This is a genomic window from Caulobacter sp. GW821-FHT10A06, from assembly GCF_059415805.1.
Window position 1 is genome coordinate 299944 of sequence record NZ_JBWKNY010000005.1, and the last position, 15446, is coordinate 315389.

General features: G+C 70.2%; 14 protein-coding genes. 11 read left to right on the top strand and 3 right to left on the bottom strand.

Annotation, left to right across the window (positions count from 1 at the left end):
* Window positions 1-15: 15 nt before the first annotated feature.
* Window positions 16-1323: a pectate lyase gene (gene pelA / locus AC07NF_RS16180; protein WP_494628964.1), complete on the top strand. Its 1308-nt coding sequence runs from the start codon at window positions 16-18 to the stop codon at window positions 1321-1323.
* Window positions 1324-1327: 4 nt separating this feature from the next.
* Here pelA and AC07NF_RS16185 read toward each other — a convergent pair whose 3' ends face one another.
* The gene (locus AC07NF_RS16185; RefSeq protein WP_494629436.1) at window positions 1328-2065 is read right to left on the bottom strand and encodes a copper homeostasis protein CutC; all 738 of its coding nucleotides are present in this window, start codon (window positions 2063-2065) and stop codon (window positions 1328-1330) included.
* A 54-nt stretch (window positions 2066-2119) separates the two neighbouring features.
* Between AC07NF_RS16185 and AC07NF_RS16190 the strand changes: the two genes are divergently transcribed.
* The 10 genes from AC07NF_RS16190 to AC07NF_RS16235 all read left to right on the top strand — a co-directional run bounded on the left by AC07NF_RS16190 (window position 2120) and on the right by AC07NF_RS16235 (window position 13940).
* Window positions 2120-3160: a glycosylasparaginase gene (locus tag AC07NF_RS16190; RefSeq protein ID WP_494628963.1), complete on the top strand. Its 1041-nt coding sequence runs from the start codon at window positions 2120-2122 to the stop codon at window positions 3158-3160.
* 62 nt (window positions 3161-3222) lie between these two features.
* Window positions 3223-4086: a dienelactone hydrolase family protein gene (locus AC07NF_RS16195; protein WP_494628962.1), complete on the top strand. Its 864-nt coding sequence runs from the start codon at window positions 3223-3225 to the stop codon at window positions 4084-4086.
* 98 nt (window positions 4087-4184) lie between these two features.
* The gene (locus AC07NF_RS16200) at window positions 4185-5192 is read left to right on the top strand and encodes a purine-nucleoside phosphorylase (RefSeq protein ID WP_494628961.1); all 1008 of its coding nucleotides are present in this window, start codon (window positions 4185-4187) and stop codon (window positions 5190-5192) included.
* Window positions 5193-5281: 89 nt separating this feature from the next.
* Entirely contained in the window at window positions 5282-5740 is a 459-nt protein-coding gene (locus AC07NF_RS16205; RefSeq protein ID WP_492812620.1) for a MarR family winged helix-turn-helix transcriptional regulator, read from the top strand.
* A 6-nt stretch (window positions 5741-5746) separates the two neighbouring features.
* Window positions 5747-7765, top strand: a complete 2019-nt coding sequence (locus AC07NF_RS16210; RefSeq protein ID WP_494628960.1) for an FUSC family protein — start codon at window positions 5747-5749, stop codon at window positions 7763-7765.
* Entirely contained in the window at window positions 7762-7971 is a 210-nt protein-coding gene (locus tag AC07NF_RS16215) for a DUF1656 domain-containing protein (RefSeq protein ID WP_291873900.1), read from the top strand. Before AC07NF_RS16210 ends, AC07NF_RS16215 begins: the two co-directional genes overlap by 4 nt.
* Before the next feature lie 4 nt (window positions 7972-7975).
* Window positions 7976-8857, top strand: coding sequence for an efflux RND transporter periplasmic adaptor subunit (locus AC07NF_RS16220; protein WP_494628959.1), 882 nt, complete (start codon window positions 7976-7978; stop codon window positions 8855-8857).
* Window positions 8854-10272: an efflux transporter outer membrane subunit gene (locus tag AC07NF_RS16225; RefSeq protein WP_494628958.1), complete on the top strand. Its 1419-nt coding sequence runs from the start codon at window positions 8854-8856 to the stop codon at window positions 10270-10272. The genes AC07NF_RS16220 and AC07NF_RS16225 overlap by 4 nt, the downstream gene beginning before the upstream one ends.
* 55 nt (window positions 10273-10327) lie before the next feature.
* The gene (locus AC07NF_RS16230; protein WP_494628957.1) at window positions 10328-12307 is read left to right on the top strand and encodes a TonB-dependent receptor; all 1980 of its coding nucleotides are present in this window, start codon (window positions 10328-10330) and stop codon (window positions 12305-12307) included.
* A gap of 133 nt (window positions 12308-12440) precedes the next feature.
* The gene (locus AC07NF_RS16235; RefSeq protein WP_494629434.1) at window positions 12441-13940 is read left to right on the top strand and encodes a GH39 family glycosyl hydrolase; all 1500 of its coding nucleotides are present in this window, start codon (window positions 12441-12443) and stop codon (window positions 13938-13940) included.
* Here the strand turns inward: AC07NF_RS16235 and AC07NF_RS16240 are convergent.
* A complete protein-coding gene (locus AC07NF_RS16240; protein ID WP_494628956.1) occupies window positions 13937-14902 on the bottom strand; it encodes a FecR domain-containing protein in 966 nt (321 codons plus the stop codon). The two genes, AC07NF_RS16235 and AC07NF_RS16240, sit on opposite strands and share 4 nt — an antisense overlap.
* Entirely contained in the window at window positions 14892-15413 is a 522-nt protein-coding gene (locus AC07NF_RS16245; protein WP_494628955.1) for an RNA polymerase sigma factor, read from the bottom strand. Before AC07NF_RS16245 ends, AC07NF_RS16240 begins: the two co-directional genes overlap by 11 nt.
* Between the last annotated feature and the right edge of the window lie 33 nt (window positions 15414-15446).

The window sequence follows — 15446 nt, forward strand, 5'->3', positions numbered from 1 at the left end:
GGGAGAGACGTCCGGATGACCTACCGCGCCGCCGCTATCGGCCTGTTCCTGTCCACGAGCCTGCTGGCCGCGCCGGCCTTCGCCAGCGTGATCGGGACTAACACGCCGGCCCAGCCGATCACTGCCGAACGCATCGCCAAGCTGCCGGTCGCTCAGCAGCCGGCGTGGAAGGCCTATCTGGCCCGTTCCGACGCCCAGGAGAAAGCCGACCGCGCCGCCCTGGCCGCCGAGTTGAAGCCCGGTGAGGCCGCACCTGCGCCGCCGCCGACCGGTCACGGCGACGGCGGCATGCCGCTGAACAAGGACAGCGCCTGGTACGCCTCGCCCGAGGCTCGTCACGTCGCAGACGTCATCGTCAGCTTCCAAACCCCGGCCGGCGGCTGGAGCAAGAACCAGGATCGCCACGGCGCCCTGCGTCTGCCGGGCCAGCCCTGGGCCTCGGACAACAATTCCAAGTACCTGACCGAGAACGACTTCGACGCCGCCCGCGACCCCAAGTGGGGCTATGTCGGGACGCTGGACAACAACGCCACCATCACCGAGCTGCGCTTCCTGGCCAAGGTCGCCGCCCAGGCGCCGGGCAAGGATGGCGAGGCCTATCGGATGAGCTTCCTGAAGGGCGTGCATTACCTGCTGAACGCCCAGTTCCCGAACGGCGGCTGGCCGCAGGTCTGGCCGCTGGAAGGCGGCTACCACGACGCCGTCACCTTCAACGACAACGCCGTCTCCGAGGCCGCCGATCTGCTGACCGAGGTGTCCGAAGCCAAGCCGGAGTTCGCCTTCGTCCCGGCCGATCTGCGCGCCAAGGCCGGCGTCGCCGCCAAGAAGGGCCGCGCGGTCATCGTCGCCTCGCAGATCCGCGTCGACGGCAAGCTGACCATCTGGGGCCAGCAGGCAGACCCGTTCACCCTGGCTCCGGTTGCCGGCCGCAACTTCGAGCCGCCGGCCCTGTCGACGGGCGAGAGCGCCGACCTGCTGACCTATCTGATGAGCCTGCCCGATCCGACCCCGGCCGAGGTCGCCGCCGTCCATGCGGGCGTGGCCTGGCTGAAGGGCGCGGCGCTGATGGGCAAGGCCTGGACCGGCGGCAAGGGCAATCCCGAAGGTCGCCGTCTGGTCGACCAGCCGGGCGCGGGTCCGCTGTGGTCGCGCTATTACAGCACGGCCGGCAAGCCGGTCTTCGGCGAGCGCGACAAGACCCTGCGCGACGAGGCCAACGAACTCTCGCTGGAACGCCGCAACGGCTATGCCTGGTTCGGCACGGGCCCGGCCAAGGCGATCACGATGTACGAGGGTTGGGCCAAGAGCCACCCGGCCAAGTAGGCCTTCAGAGCGAACGCAGGATGCGGACCGCCTCGGCCACGGCTGCCTGATCCGTGTCCCGCAGTTCGGGCGGCACGAAGCCCATGGCGCCCAGGCGCGAGGCCGGATCGGCGCCCGGCAGCGTCCCGGCGAACGAGCCGTGGACCTCGCGCACGCCGGTCTTGCGGACCAGCTCGGCGACGTTGCTGGCCCGCACGCCGGCGCCGGCCAGGATGGCGATGCGGTCGCCGGCCTGTTGCACTACCTCGGCGATCTGCTCGGCGCCCGCCTGCGCGGTCAGGGCGCCGCCCGAGGTCAGGATGCGTTCGAAGCCCAGCTCGACCGCGACCTCCAGCGACGCGGCCTGGTCGGCCACGAAGTCGAACGAGCGGTGCAGGGTCATGCCCAGGCCTTCGCAGTGTTTGGCCAGCATCTCCAGCGCCTCGACGTCCAGCTCGCCGTCCGGGCGGTTGGCGCCGATCGCCACGCCGGCCAGGCCGTAGCCGCGCACCGCGTCGATGTCGCGGCGCATGGCGTCCAGGTCGCTTGTGTCGAAGCAGAAGTCGCCGTTGCGCGGCCGGATCATCGGATAGATCGGGATCGGCGCCTGGGCCGCCAGCGCCATCAGGCCCGGAGCAGGAGTCAGACCCTGCAGGCCCAGCGCCGCGCAAAGTTCGATCCGATCCGCGCCGCCCGCGATCGCCGCCGCCAATCCGGCGGGCGTATCGACACAGACTTCCAAGAGAATGTGATCGGCGGCCATGGTGTCTTTCCAGGTCATGCTAGGGAATCAGCGCGGTCTTCTTGGAGCACACGGATGTTGAATCGTAGAGGCCTGATCGGCGCGTCCCTGGCCGGATCGGCGCTGTTGAGCGGCAAGGCGTCAGCGGCCCAAGGGAATGGGGAGAGCATCACCAAGCTGGATGGCCCGTGCGTGATCTCCACCTGGGACTTCGGCGTCGCCGCCAACCAGGCCGCCTGGGCGGTGTTGTCCAAGGGCGGCCGGGCGCTGGACGCCGTCGAGGCCGGGGCCCGCATCCCCGAGCAGGACCTGAAGAACCACAGCGTCGGCCGCGCCGGCTATCCCGACCGCGACGGCCACGTCTCGCTGGACGCCTGCATTATGGACGAGCTGGGCAACTGCGGCGCCGTCGCGGCCCTGGAGCACATCGCCCATCCGATCTCGGTCGCTCGCCGGGTGATGGAAAAGACCCCGCACGTGATGCTGGTCGGGGCCGGCGCCCTGCAGTTCGCGATCGAGCAGGGCTTCCAGTACGAGGAGTTGTTGACCCCGGAATCGAAGATCGCTTGGGAGGCCTGGAAGAAGGACGCCAAATACGCGCCCAAGGCCAACAGCGAGGTCGGCGACTACGGCAAGACCACGGGCCAGCTGGGCACGCCGGGCGGGGCGAACAACCACGACACCATCGGCATGCTGGCCATCGACGCCAAGGGCAATATCGCCGGCGCCTGCACCACCAGCGGCATGGCCTGGAAGATGCGCGGCCGGGTCGGGGACAGCCCGATCATCGGCGCGGGCCTCTATGTCGACAACGAGGTCGGCGGCGCCACCTCGACCGGCGTCGGCGAGGAGGTGATCCGCAATGTCGGCAGCTTCCTGGTCGTGGAGCTGATGCGCCAGGGCCGCTCGCCAGAGGCCGCCTGCCGCGAGGCCGTCGAGCGGATCCTCAAGAAGAAACCCCAGGCCAAGGACATCCAGGTCGGCTTCCTGGCCGTCAACAAGAGGGGCGAGGTCGGGGCCTGGGCGATCCAGTCGGGCTTCAGCTACGCCCTGTGCGACGGCAAGAAGCAGGACCTCCTGCTACCGGGCAAAGCGACCTATCAAGTCGCGTCGTAAAGAGGGTAGGCGATCGCATAACGCGGTTATAGCGTGCCGCCCAAGTTCAGAGGGAGACCGCCATGTGCGATGACGATATCCACCCCGGCCTGGTTCACGATCCGCGCCTGTCGCGCCGCGCCTTCGGCCTGCTGACGGTGGCCGCCACCGGCGTCGCCTCGGTCGCTCGCGCCGACGACACGGTCGAGGAGAAGGACGTCACCATCAAGACCGCGGACGGCGAGGCCGACGCGGCGCTGTTCTATCCCAAGGCCAAGGGTAAGCACCCGGCCGTGCTGCTTTGGCCCGACGTCATGAGCCTGCGTCCGGTGTTCCGCGACATGGGCCGCCGCCTGGCCGCCGCCGGCTATGTGGTGCTGGTCCCCAACCTCTATTACCGGGTCAAGAAGGCGCCGGTGATCGACGGGACGTTCAACTTCGCCAACCCCGACGACCGCGCCAAGATCACGCCGCTGCGCGCCTCGGTGACGCCGGCCGGCACCTTCAAGGACGCCGAGGCCTATGTCGCCTTCCTCGACGCCCAGCCGCAGACCGACAAGGGCAAGAAGATCGGCGTGCAGGGCTACTGCATGGGCGGTCCGCTGTCGTTCCGCACCGCCGCCGCGGCGCTGGGCCGGATCGGCGCGGTGGCCACCTTCCATGGCGGCGGCCTGATCACGGCCGACGCCGACAGCCCGCACCTCTTGATCCCCAAGACCCACGCTTCGTACCTGATCGAGATCGCCGAGAACGACGATCAGAAGGAACCGGACGTGAAGGACAAGCTGAAGGCCGCCTTCGCCGAGGCCAAGCGCCCGGCCCAGGTCGAGGTCTTCGCCGGCGCCGCCCACGGTTGGACGGTCAAGGGCAGCCAAGTCTACAACGAGGCCGCTGCCGAGACGGCCTGGGCCAACCTGCTGGCGCTGTACAAGAAGGCGCTGGGCTAGCGCCCGGCGCATCGAAATCGAGCAATGACGGGAAGGCCCGCGTCTTCGATGGCGCGGGCCTTCGGCAAATCAGTCGCGAAGGTCGATAGCGTTCAGCCATGACCACTCGACCGCTTTTCCGATCCGCTTTGGCCGCCATTGTCGCCGCGTTCGCCCTGACGAGCGGCGCCCACGCCGACCCGATCAAGGTCAAGGTCTTCGTGGCCGCCATGTTCGAGATCGGCGAGAACACCGGCGACCGCGCCGGCGAGTTCCAGCCCTGGTACGAGCGCTACTGGCGCCAGAGCGCGCCCAGGACCGTGAAGGGCGCCCTGAAGCCCGTCTACTGCAATACCGACGGAGTCTGCGGCGCGACCCTGGGCATGGGCAAGGTCAATGCGTCGGCCTCGATGCAGGCCATCCTGCTGGACCCGGCCTACGACTTCTCGCAGGCCTATTTCATCCTAAGCGGCGTGGGCGGAACGCCGCCGTCGCGCGGGACGATCGGCGACGTCTCCTGGGCCACCTGGCTGGTCGACTATGACCTCGGCCATCGCTGGGCGCCGGAGGAGAACACGCCCGGCGCACCGACCTTCATGCCGCGGGCCGGCTATGAGGACTACCGCCGCTTCCAGCTGGATCCGACCCTGGTCGGCTGGGCCGTGCGCCTGTCGCAAGGCGCTCCGATGCAGGACAGCGACGCCGCCCGCCGCTACCGCATGCGTTATGCCGACGCTCGGGCGCGCGCGGCCCCCTCGGTCACGGTCGGTACGCACATGACCGGCGACACCTTCTTCCACGGTCCGGGCCTGTCAAAGCAGGCGCAGTACATCGCCAAGCTCTACGGCGCCGACGACTATGTGATCACCGAGATGGAAGCCGCCGCCCTGGCCCTGGTGATCAAGCGCCAGTGGGGAACGGGACGCATCCTGAGTCTGCGCGGCGCGGTGAACTTCGACCAGGGCGCGCCGGGTGAGACGACCCTGCAGCACCTCGACCCGGCGCCGGGCCAGACGGCCGGCGGCTTCGCTGAGACCATCGCCAATATCGGCGCGGTTGGATCGCGGGTCGTGGACCATATCGTCGCCGACTGGCCGCAGTGGCGGGACGGTCCTCCGCCCCTCTGAGTCCTTTCACGGCGCCGCTCTTGCGGAAAGATAGGTAGGATGCTATCTAATTTAGATAGGAAGCTACCTATTTAAAAGATCGCCGTTCCATGACCTCTCCTCGCACCCTCGATGAACGCGCTTTCGCCGGCGCCTTGCTGCGTCTGGCGCGCGTGTACCGCAAGGAAGTCAATCGCGCCCTGGCCGCCCACGGCATCTCGGACGCCAAGGCCATGCCGGTGCTGCACATCGCTCGCGCGGGCGGCGGCATGCGGCAGGGGACCCTGGCCGAGGAGATCGGCGTGGAAGGGCCTTCGCTGGTCCGCATCCTCGACCAGCTGGCCCAAGCCGGCCTGGTCGAGCGCCGCGATGATCCGTCCGATAAGCGCGCCAAGACCCTGCACCTGACCGCCGAAGGCCAGGCGCTGGCCGCCGTGGTCGAGGACGCCGTGCAGGTGGTGCGGGCCCAGATGCTGACGGGCGTCAGCGACGCCGACCTTCAAGCCGCCCTGCGCACCTTCGCCGCCTTCGAGGCCGCCCTGGACGCGGCGGCCGGGCAGGGGGTCTAGGCTCCCATGTTCCCCAAGCTCGATCGGCATACGCTGCTGTTCTCGGTGAACAGTTTCGCGGCGGCGATGCTGGCCCTCTATATCGGTTTCGCCCTGGGCCTGCCGCGCCCCTACTGGGCGATGACCACCGCCTATATCGTCAGCCAACCGCTGGCCGGGGCCGTGCGCTCCAAGGCCGTCTATCGGGTGCTGGGCACCATCCTGGGGGCCATGGCCGCCGTGGCCCTGGTCCCGAACCTCGTCAACGCGCCGTGGCTGCTGTCGCTGGCCCTGGCGCTGTGGGTCGGCGGCTGCCTGACCATCTCGCTGCTGGACCGCACGCCGCGAAGCTATGTGCTGATGCTGGCCGGCTATACGGCGGCGATCATCGGCTTTCCCAGTGTGAGCCAGCCCGGCGCGATCTTCGACGTCGCCGTCTCGCGGGTGATCGAGATCGGCCTGGGCATCGTCTGCGCCACCCTGACCCACAGCCTGGTGTTCCCCCGCCCGGTCGGCGCCGTGCTGCGCGCGCGGCTGAAGACCTGGCTGGGCGAGGCCGACCGCTGGGCGCTGGACGTGCTGTGCGGCGAGGACGCCGAGGCCATCGCCCGCGACCGCCGTCACCTGGCCGCCGCCGCCAGCGAGATCCAGATGCTGGCCGTCCACCTGCCGTTCGACACCTCGCGCCTGCGCGAAACCACCGGCGTCGTCCGCGCCCTGCACGAGCGCATGCTGCTGCTGATCCCGCTGCTGTCGGGCCTGGCCGACCGCATGGAGGCCCTGCGCGAGGTCCGTGACGACCGCGTCCGCGCCGCCCTCAACACGGTGGTCACCTGGATCGAGGCTGGCTCGCCGCGCGATCAGGGTCTGGACCTGATCGAGCGCCTGCAGGACCTGGCCGCTCGCCGTCGCGGCGCGGCCTGGGACAGCCTGCTGATCGAGAGCTTGCTTGTGCGCTTGGCCGACGCCGTCCGCGCCTTGGCCGAGGGCCACGCCCTGATGGCGCGCCTCGACAATCCCGACGCCCCGCTGTCACCGGCCTTGGACGCCTCGGCGCGGGGCAGGGGTCTGCGCCCGATGCACGCCGACCTGCCGCTGGCCGTGCTGTCGGGCGGCGCGGCGGCCATCGCCATCCTGCTGTCCTGTGCGACCTGGATCCTGGCCGGTTGGGGCGACGGCGCCGCCGCGCCGGTGATGGCGGCGGTGTTCTGCTGCTTCTTCGCGGCGATGGACGACCCCGTGCCGGCGATCAAGAACTTCGGCCTTTTCTCGTTGTTCTCCCTGCCGCTGGCGGCGGTCTACATGTTCGCCATCCTGCCGGCGATCGACGGCTTCCCCATGCTGCTGCTGGTCATGGCCCCGCCGCTGCTGCTGCTGGGCCTGTACATCCCCAATCCCGCGACCATGGGCGCCGCGTTGGCCGTGTTGATGGGTTTCTGCAACGCCCTGGCTCTGCAAGAGACCTTCAGCGCCGACTTCGCCGGGTTTCTGAACGGCAATCTGGGCCAGTTCGTCGGCCTGCTGTTCGCGATCATGGTCACGGCCGGCCTGCGCTCGATGGGCGTGGACGCCAGCGCCCGGCGCCTGTTGGTGCGCACCTGGAGGGGCCTGGCCCGTCTGGCCCGCGCCCGCCAGGCGCCCGAGCCCGCCGCCTTCGCCGCCATCCTGGTCGACCGTCTGGGCATGCTGACGCCCAAGCTGGCCCAGGCCGGCCAGCAGCATGACTTCGTCGGCGTCGACGCCCTGCGCGACCTGCGGGTCGGCATGAACCTGGTCGCTGTCCAGGTCGCCCGTCCTGACCTGCCGCCCGAGGGTAAGGACCAGCTGGACGCCGCCCTCGACGGGGTCGGCGAGCACTTCGCCGCCCTGGCCGCCGGCCACAGCCGCAAGCCCGGCGAGGACCTCCTGGCCCGCGTCGACGCCGCCCTGCGCAGCCTGTCGATCGCCCCCGCCGCCTCGGCGGTGCAGGGCGTCTCGGGCCTGGTCGGCCTGCGCCGCAACCTGTTCCCGGAGGCCCCCGCCTTCGTTCCGGAGATCGCCCGATGACCGGTGAACTGAATATCGACGGGGTCTTCCTGTCGTCCGTCTTGGTCTCGGCGGTGATCGCCCTGGCCGCCTCGTTCGTGTTGCGTCGCGCCCTGTCGAAGGTCGGAGCCTACCGCTTCGTCTGGCACCCGGCGCTCTTCGACACCGCCTTGTTCGTCATCCTCTGGGCCGCCGTCGTGACGGTCCCTTCACCCCTGAAATTCTGACCCCATGCCCTCGCTGAAAACCACCCTGATGACCACCGCCCGCGTCGCCGTCACTGGCGCCGTCGTCATCGCCGCCCTGGTCGGCGGCAAGGCGTTGTGGACCCACTACCAGGTCGATCCTTGGACCCGCGACGGCCGCGTCCGCGCCGATGTCGTGCAGGTGGCCCCCGATGTCTCGGGCCTGGTCACCCGCGTCGACGCCGCCAACGACCAGACGGTCAAGGCTGGCCAGCCGCTGTTCTATGTCGATCGCGAGCGCTACGCCCTCGCCCTGCGCCAGGCCGACGCCGCCGTCGAGGCCCAGCGCGCCGGACTGGCCCAGGCCCGCCGCGAACTCACCCGCAACCGCGCCCTGGGCGACCTGGTCGCCGGCGAGGTCACCGAGCAGAGCCTATCCAAGGTCGAGCTGAGCCAGGCGGCCCTGTCCCAGGCCCTGGCGGCCCGTGACGTCGCGGTGCTGAACCTGAAGCGCACCGTGGTGCTGGCCCCGACCGACGGCTTCCTGTCGGACCTGACCCTGCGCACCGGCGACTACGTCACCGCCGGCAAGCCGGTGCTGGCCCTGATCGACAGCCGCTCGTTCCGGGTCGAGGGCTATTTCGAGGAGACCAAGCTGTCGGGTCTGCGGATCGGCCAGCCGGTCAGCATCAAGGTGATGGGCGAGGATCGGCCGCTGAAGGGTCACATCCAGTCGATCGCCGCCGGCATAGAGGACCGCGACCGCGCCGCCAGCGGCAACCTGCTGCCCAACGTCAATCCGACCTTCAGCTGGGTGCGCCTGGCCCAGCGGGTGCCGGTGCGGGTGGCCCTGGACCAGACGCCGCACGACCTGCGCCTGATTGCCGGCCGCACCGCCACGGTCGCGGTGGTGGGAGCGGGTCGATGAGCCCGCTGAAAAGTCTCGCGGTCGCCGGCTCGTTGCTGGCCCTGACCGCCTGCACGACCGTCGGGCCGAATTACAAGCTGCCGGACGAGGCCAAGATCAACGCCCCGACGGCGCTGGGCGCGTTCCTGGGCGCGGCGTCGAAGGCCGTGAGCCAGGACCCGGTCCCGGCCGGCTGGTGGAAGCTCTATGACGACCCGGTCCTGAACGGCCTGGTCGAGGAGGCTCTGGCCGCCAACACCGACCTGCGCGTCGCCGCCGCCAACCTGGCCCGCGCTAGGGCCATCGCTGGCGAGGCCGACGACGCGGGCGGCCTCAAGGTCGGGGCCTCGGCCGCCGCCATGCACTCTCGCGAGTCCGGCGAGCAATTCCTCAAGGCCGAGCAACTGCCGGTCGAGAACCTGGCTGATGTCGGTTTGAAGGTCAGCTACCAGGTCGACTTGGTCGGCCGCCTCAAGCGCGCTTCCGAGGCCGCTCACGCCGACGCCGAAGCCTCGCAGGCGGCCCTCGACCTGGCCCGCGTCAGCGTCGCCGCCGACGTCGCGCGCGCCTATGTCGAGGCCTGCGCCAACGGCCACGAGCTGGCGGTGGCCCAGCGCACCTTGGATCTTCAGACCCGTAGCCTGACGGTCACCCAGAAGCTGGTGAAGGCCGGTCGCGGCACGGCCGTGGACATCACCCGCGCCCAGGCCCAACTGGACCTGTCGCGCGCCAGTCTGCCGACCTACCAGAGCCGTCGTCGCGCGGCGCTGTACAAGCTGGCGACCCTGACCGGCAAGCCGCCGGCGGAGTTTCCCAAGGCGGTCGAGACCTGCGTGGTCCCGCCGACCCTGACCCGGCCGATCCCGGTCGGCGACGGCGCGGCTCTGCTGAAGCGCCGTCCCGACGTGCGCCAGGCCGAGCGGACTCTGGCCGGCGCGACGGCCCGGATCGGCGTCGCGACGGCGGCCCTCTATCCCAGCATCACCTTGGGCGCCGGCGCGGGCTCGACAGGCCTGCTGGCCGACATCGGCACGGCTCCCGCCAACCGGTGGGGCCTGACCTCGCTGATCAGCTGGACCCTGCCGGGTGAGGGCGAGCGAGCACGGATCCGTCAGGCGGAGGCCGGGGCTGACGGGGCTCTGGCGCGGTTCGATGGCGTGGTGCTGACGGCGCTGCGCGAGACCGAGACCAGCCTGGACGCCTACGCCCACGACCTGCAACGGCAGGCGGCTTTGAAGGCTGCCCGTGACCAGGCGCAATTGGCCGAGAGCCAGGCCCAGCGGCTCTATCGCGCCGGCAAGAGCCCGTATCTCGTCGGCCTCGACGCCCAGCGCACCCTGGCCGGGGCCGAGGCGCAGCTGGCGGCGTCCGATAGCCAGGTTGCTGCCGACCAGGTGAACCTGTTCCTGGCCCTGGGCGGCGGCTGGGAACGATAGCGGCGCTATAGGGCTTTGGGCTAAGCATAGCCTTTCGCCAAAGTAGAGTTCGCCCGTGCCGCTTGACGCCCCGCCGCCCCCGGTCTCAGCCGTCGTCGTCGAGGCGCCCCGGCTGCTGCCCTTGCCCGGGCAGGACGTCTTCTCCACCGCCTACTACGACGCCGCCGAGCTAGGCGCGCAGGCGCGGCTGGACGACGTGCTGAAGACTACGCCCGGCGTCTCGCTGTTCCGCCGCACCGGCAGCGACGCGGCCAATCCGACCATCCAGGGCTTGTCTCTTCGCGCTGTCGCGCCATCCGGCGCGGGGCGGGCGCTGGTGACCCTGGACGGTGCGCCGCAGAACGATCCGTTCGGCGGTTGGGTGATCTGGACCGCCTTGCCGGGCGAGGGCCTGTCCGGGGCGACCATCGTGCGTGGGGCGGGGGCGGGGCCTTACGGCGCCGGCGCGCTGACCGGCGTGGTGGCCCTGCGCGAGCGGGACACCGGCGGCGGCCTGACCAGCTTCACTGCCGAGATGCGCGAGCGGGACGGCTGGCGCGCGGCGGGGACCTTCGGGACCGATCACCTGCTGCTGACCGCCAGCGGCTCGCGCACCGACGGCTATCGGCCCGTGCGCGGCTCGGCGGCCGGCGCGGCCGATGTGCCCACCACGCTGGAGGACGGCTCGATCGCCGCGCGGGTGCAGGGCGAGGCCGGCGGCGTGCGCTGGGCGGCGCGGGTCGCGACCTTCCAGGAAAAGCGCGGCGCCGGCCTGTTCGGCGCCAAGTCCAACGCCACCGGCAGCTCGTTGGCGGTGACCCTGGCGACCGACACCTGGCGCTTGCAGGCCTGGGCACGGTCCAGCGACCTGGAGAACACCTCCGCCGCCGTCGCGGCCGGGCGCACCGGCACGACCCCGGCCAACGACCAGTACTCGACCCCCTCCAGCGGCTACGGCCTCAACGCCGCCTGGCAGGGGGCGCTGGGCGAATGGACGTGGGAGTTGGGCGGCGACGTCCGGGCGACCGAGGGGCGGACCAACGAGCTCTTCCGCTACATGGCGGGAACCTTCACCCGCCAGCGCACGGCCGGCGGCCGGACCCTGGTGGGCGGGGTCTATGCCGAGACCGCCTGGAGCCGGCCGGACTTCATCCTGGTCGCCGGGGCGCGGCTGGACGGCTGGCGCTCCTACGACGGCGTGCGGCGCGAGCGGGATACGGCGACGGGCGCCCTGACCCTGGACGCACCGCCGGCCAACGCCTCGGGCACGACCCCGACGGCCCGCGTGGGCATCCGGCAGCGGCTATCGGGCGAGACCTGGATGCGCGCGGCGGCCTATGCCGGTTTCCGGCCCCCGACCTTGAACGAGCTGCACCGCCCGTTCCGGGTCGGCAACGACGTCACCGAGTCCAATGCCGCCCTGAAGCCCGAGACCCTGTACGGCGTCGAGGCTGGCCTGGCGGGTGAGGGGACGGTGCGGTGGAACCTCGGCGCCTTCTACAACCAGGTCCAGGACCCGATCACCAACGTCACCATCGGCATTGGCCCGGGGACCTTCCCGATCGCTGGCTTCATCCCGGCCGGCGGCGTGCTGCGCCAGCGGCAGAATGCGGGCGAGATCAACGCCTACGGCCTGGAGGGCGATATCGCCGCCGACCTGTCGCCGGCCTGGACCGTGCGCGCCGCCGTCTCGGCGACCCATGCCCGCGTTGAGGGCAGTGGCGCGGTCGCTCAGCTGGATGGCAAACGACCCGCCCAGGCGCCGGCCCTGACCGTCACGGCGGGCCTCCGCTGGAAGCCGATCGACCGCCTGACCCTCGACGCCGACCTGCGCTACGAGAGCAAGCGCTACGAGGACGACCTGAACCTGCGGGTGCTGAAGGCCGGGACGGGCGTCGACCTGCGCGCCGGCTGGGCGCTGTCGCCGACGTCCGAGGTCTATCTGGCCGCCGACAATGCCCTGGACGCCAACCTCGCTGTTGGCCAGACAGCGGATGGTGTCACCAGCTTCTCGGCGCCCCGCACCGTATATGTCGGCTTCGCCCTGCGGCGATGATTTGTAATTGTCCTACAATAGGCATTGATAGCGCTATCATGGCCGTGTAGCCCTGCTCTCAACGAAGAGGGAAGGGAACATCATGCGCCTGTCGCGCCGCGCCCTGCTGGCCGCCATCTCCAGCCTGCCGATGATGGCCCAGGCCGCGCCCGTGCCGCGCGTGATCGCGCTGGACGTGGCCAAGACCACCGGCCCGGTCGACCGCTTCTTCGACCTGTCGATCGGCTCGGACTATCCCGGCACCCTGATCCGCGACGACAGCCAGGCCCAGCTGAAGACCACGGTCGACGAGCTGGGCTTCCGCTACATCCGCTTCCACGCGGTGTTCCACGACGTGCTGGGCACGGTGAAGGTCCAGGACGGCAAAATCGTCTACGACTGGACCAAGCTGGACCAGCTGTACGACGCCCTGTTGGCCAAGGGGATCAAGCCGTTCGTCGAGCTGGGCTTCACGCCCGAGGCGATGAAGACCTCGGACCTGACGATCTTCTATTGGAAGGGCAACACCAGCCACCCACATCTGGGGCCCTGGCGCGACTTGATCGACGCCTTCGTCCGGCACGTGCGCCAGCGCTATGGCGAGGCCGAGGTGAGGACCTGGTTCTTCGAGGTCTGGAACGAGCCCAACCTGGACGGCTTCTGGGAGAAGGCCGACCAGGCGGCCTATTTCGAACTCTATGACGTCACCGCGCGGGCCATCAAGGCGATCGACCCGGCCTTGCGCGTCGGCGGTCCCTCGACGGCCGGCGCGGCCTGGGTTCCGGAGTTCCTGGCCCATGTGAAGGCCAGCGGCGCGGCCGTCGACTTCGTCACCACCCACACCTATGGCGTCGAGGGCGGGTTCCTGGACGAGAAGGGCGAGCAGGACACCAAGCTGTCGGCCTCGCCCGACGCCATCGTCGGCGACGTGCGGCGAGTGCGCGAGCAGATCGAGGCTTCCGCCTTTCCCGGCCTGCCGCTGTACTTCACCGAGTGGAGCACCAGCTACACGCCGCGCGACAGCGTCCACGACAGCTATGTCAGCGCCGCCTACATCCTGGAAAAACTGCGGCGTACGCAAGGGCTGGTCCAGGGCATGAGCTACTGGACCTATACCGACCTGTTCGAAGAGCCCGGCCCGCCGACCAAGCCGTTTGAGGGCGGCTTTGGCCTGATGAACCCGCAGGGGATCAGGAAGCCTGCCTGGTTCGCCTACAAGTACCTGAACGCCATCAAGGGCCAGGCTCTGGCGACCACCGACGATCAGGTCTTCGCGTCGCGCGACGGCGAACGGGTGACGGTACTGGCCTATGCCTGGCGCCAGCCGGACCAGAAGGTGAGCAACCGGCCCTTCTACCAGCGCCTGCATCCGACCTTCGACGTCGAGCCGTTGAAGCTGCGGGTGGCGGGGCTGAAGCCTGGCCGCTACCGCTTGCGCACGCGCCGCACCGGCTATCGCGCCAACGACGCCTACAGCGCCTATATCGAAATGGGCCTGCCCAAGACCCTGACCGCCGATCAGCAACGCCAGCTGGAGGGCCTGACCCGGGACCGGCCCGAGATCGACAAGGTCGTCGCCGTGCGGGGCGAGGCCATGGTCAACCTGCCCATGCGCGCCAACGACATCGTGCTGATCGAGCTGACGCCGGCCTAGGTCGCGGGGTCCTTGCGCGGCGTCAGGTAGACGCGGCGGCCCTCGGGATGGGCCTTCATGTCCAGCAGGGCGGCGATCATGGTCAGGGACTCGGTCGGCCGGTCCAGCTTGAAGCGGCCGGTGACCTTCAGTTCGCCCAGGCCAGGATCGTGCAGGGCCACGCTCTGGGTCGTGTAGCGGTTCAGGCGGGCGATCACGTACTTCAGCGGCAGGCCGTCGGCGTCCAGCCAGTCCGAGCGCCAGGCCTGGTAGCTATCGGCCTCCAGGCGACCGGCGACCGGGGCGCGGTTCGAGGCCAGCATCAGCCACTCGCCCTTGCCGACCCGGCGCTCGGCGCCGTCGCGATTGACCCGGACCACGCCGTCGAACACGCGGACCTGCACCGCGTCGCTGACCAGCTCGACCTCGAAGGTGGTGCCGACGGCGGTCACCTGGGTGTCGCCGGCCTGGACGCGGAACGGACGCTTGGCGTCCTTGGTCACGTCGAACACCGCGTCGCCCTTGGTCAAGGCGATGTCGCGCGCGCCGCGGCTGTAACGCACCGACACGCCGCTGTCGGCGGCCAGGGTGACGACGGACTTGTCGCTGAGCTGGTGCTCGGCGCGCTGGCCCAGCGGGGTGGCGAACTCCTGAGGCGCTTCGACGCCAGCGAGATAGGGGCGAACCAAGACCACGGCCGACAGACCAGCGACCAGGGCCACGCCGGCGGCGATCAGGCCCAGGCGCATCGAGCGCTTGGCGACCGGCGCGGCGCGCACGCGCTCGGCGGCGTCCAGCAGGGCGGTGTCGCGCTGGGTGTCGCGCATCAGGCCGAAGGCGGCGGCGCGGCCGGGACCACCGGCCAGCCAGGCCTCCAGCGCCTGGCGCTCGTCGGGCGTCAGCTCGGGCAGGCGGTCGACCCAGTCGGCGGCGATCTCCAGCTCGTCCTCGGACGGCAGACGCCAGTTGTCGTTAGCGCGCATCGCGGCCGCTCCCTTCTCGCGCGGCGTTGACCGCCGCGTCCTGCATCGCGCCGGCCAGTTCGGCCATGGCCCGCACGAGGTGTTTCTTGACCGCCTCGACATTGATCCGGAGATCGTCGGCGATGGCTTGTCTGGACTGGCCGTCGATGTGACGGCGGATGAAGATGTCGCGGCGCAGGGGCGACAGGCGCTTCAGCGCCTTCTCGAACACCGCGGCCCGCTGCTTGTGCTCCAGCACCGCGTCGGGCAAGGGCAGGTCGCAGCCGAAGTCCTCGTCGCCGATCGGCGACTCGCGTTTGTCACGCCTTGCCTGCGCATAGATCAGCGAGTCCGCCACACGGTAGGCGTAGGCCAGCGGCTGGGTGATCTCCTGCTTCTGGGCCTGGCGCATCACGGTGAGGAAGGTCTCCTGCAGAATGTCCTCGGCGCGGCCGGGGTCCTTGGACCGGCGCACGATATAGGCCGCGAGCTTGCGCTCGTGGGGCCGCAGCACCGCGATGATGTCGGTCATGGCGCTTCCGGTCGGCATGGTCGTGCGCGCGTC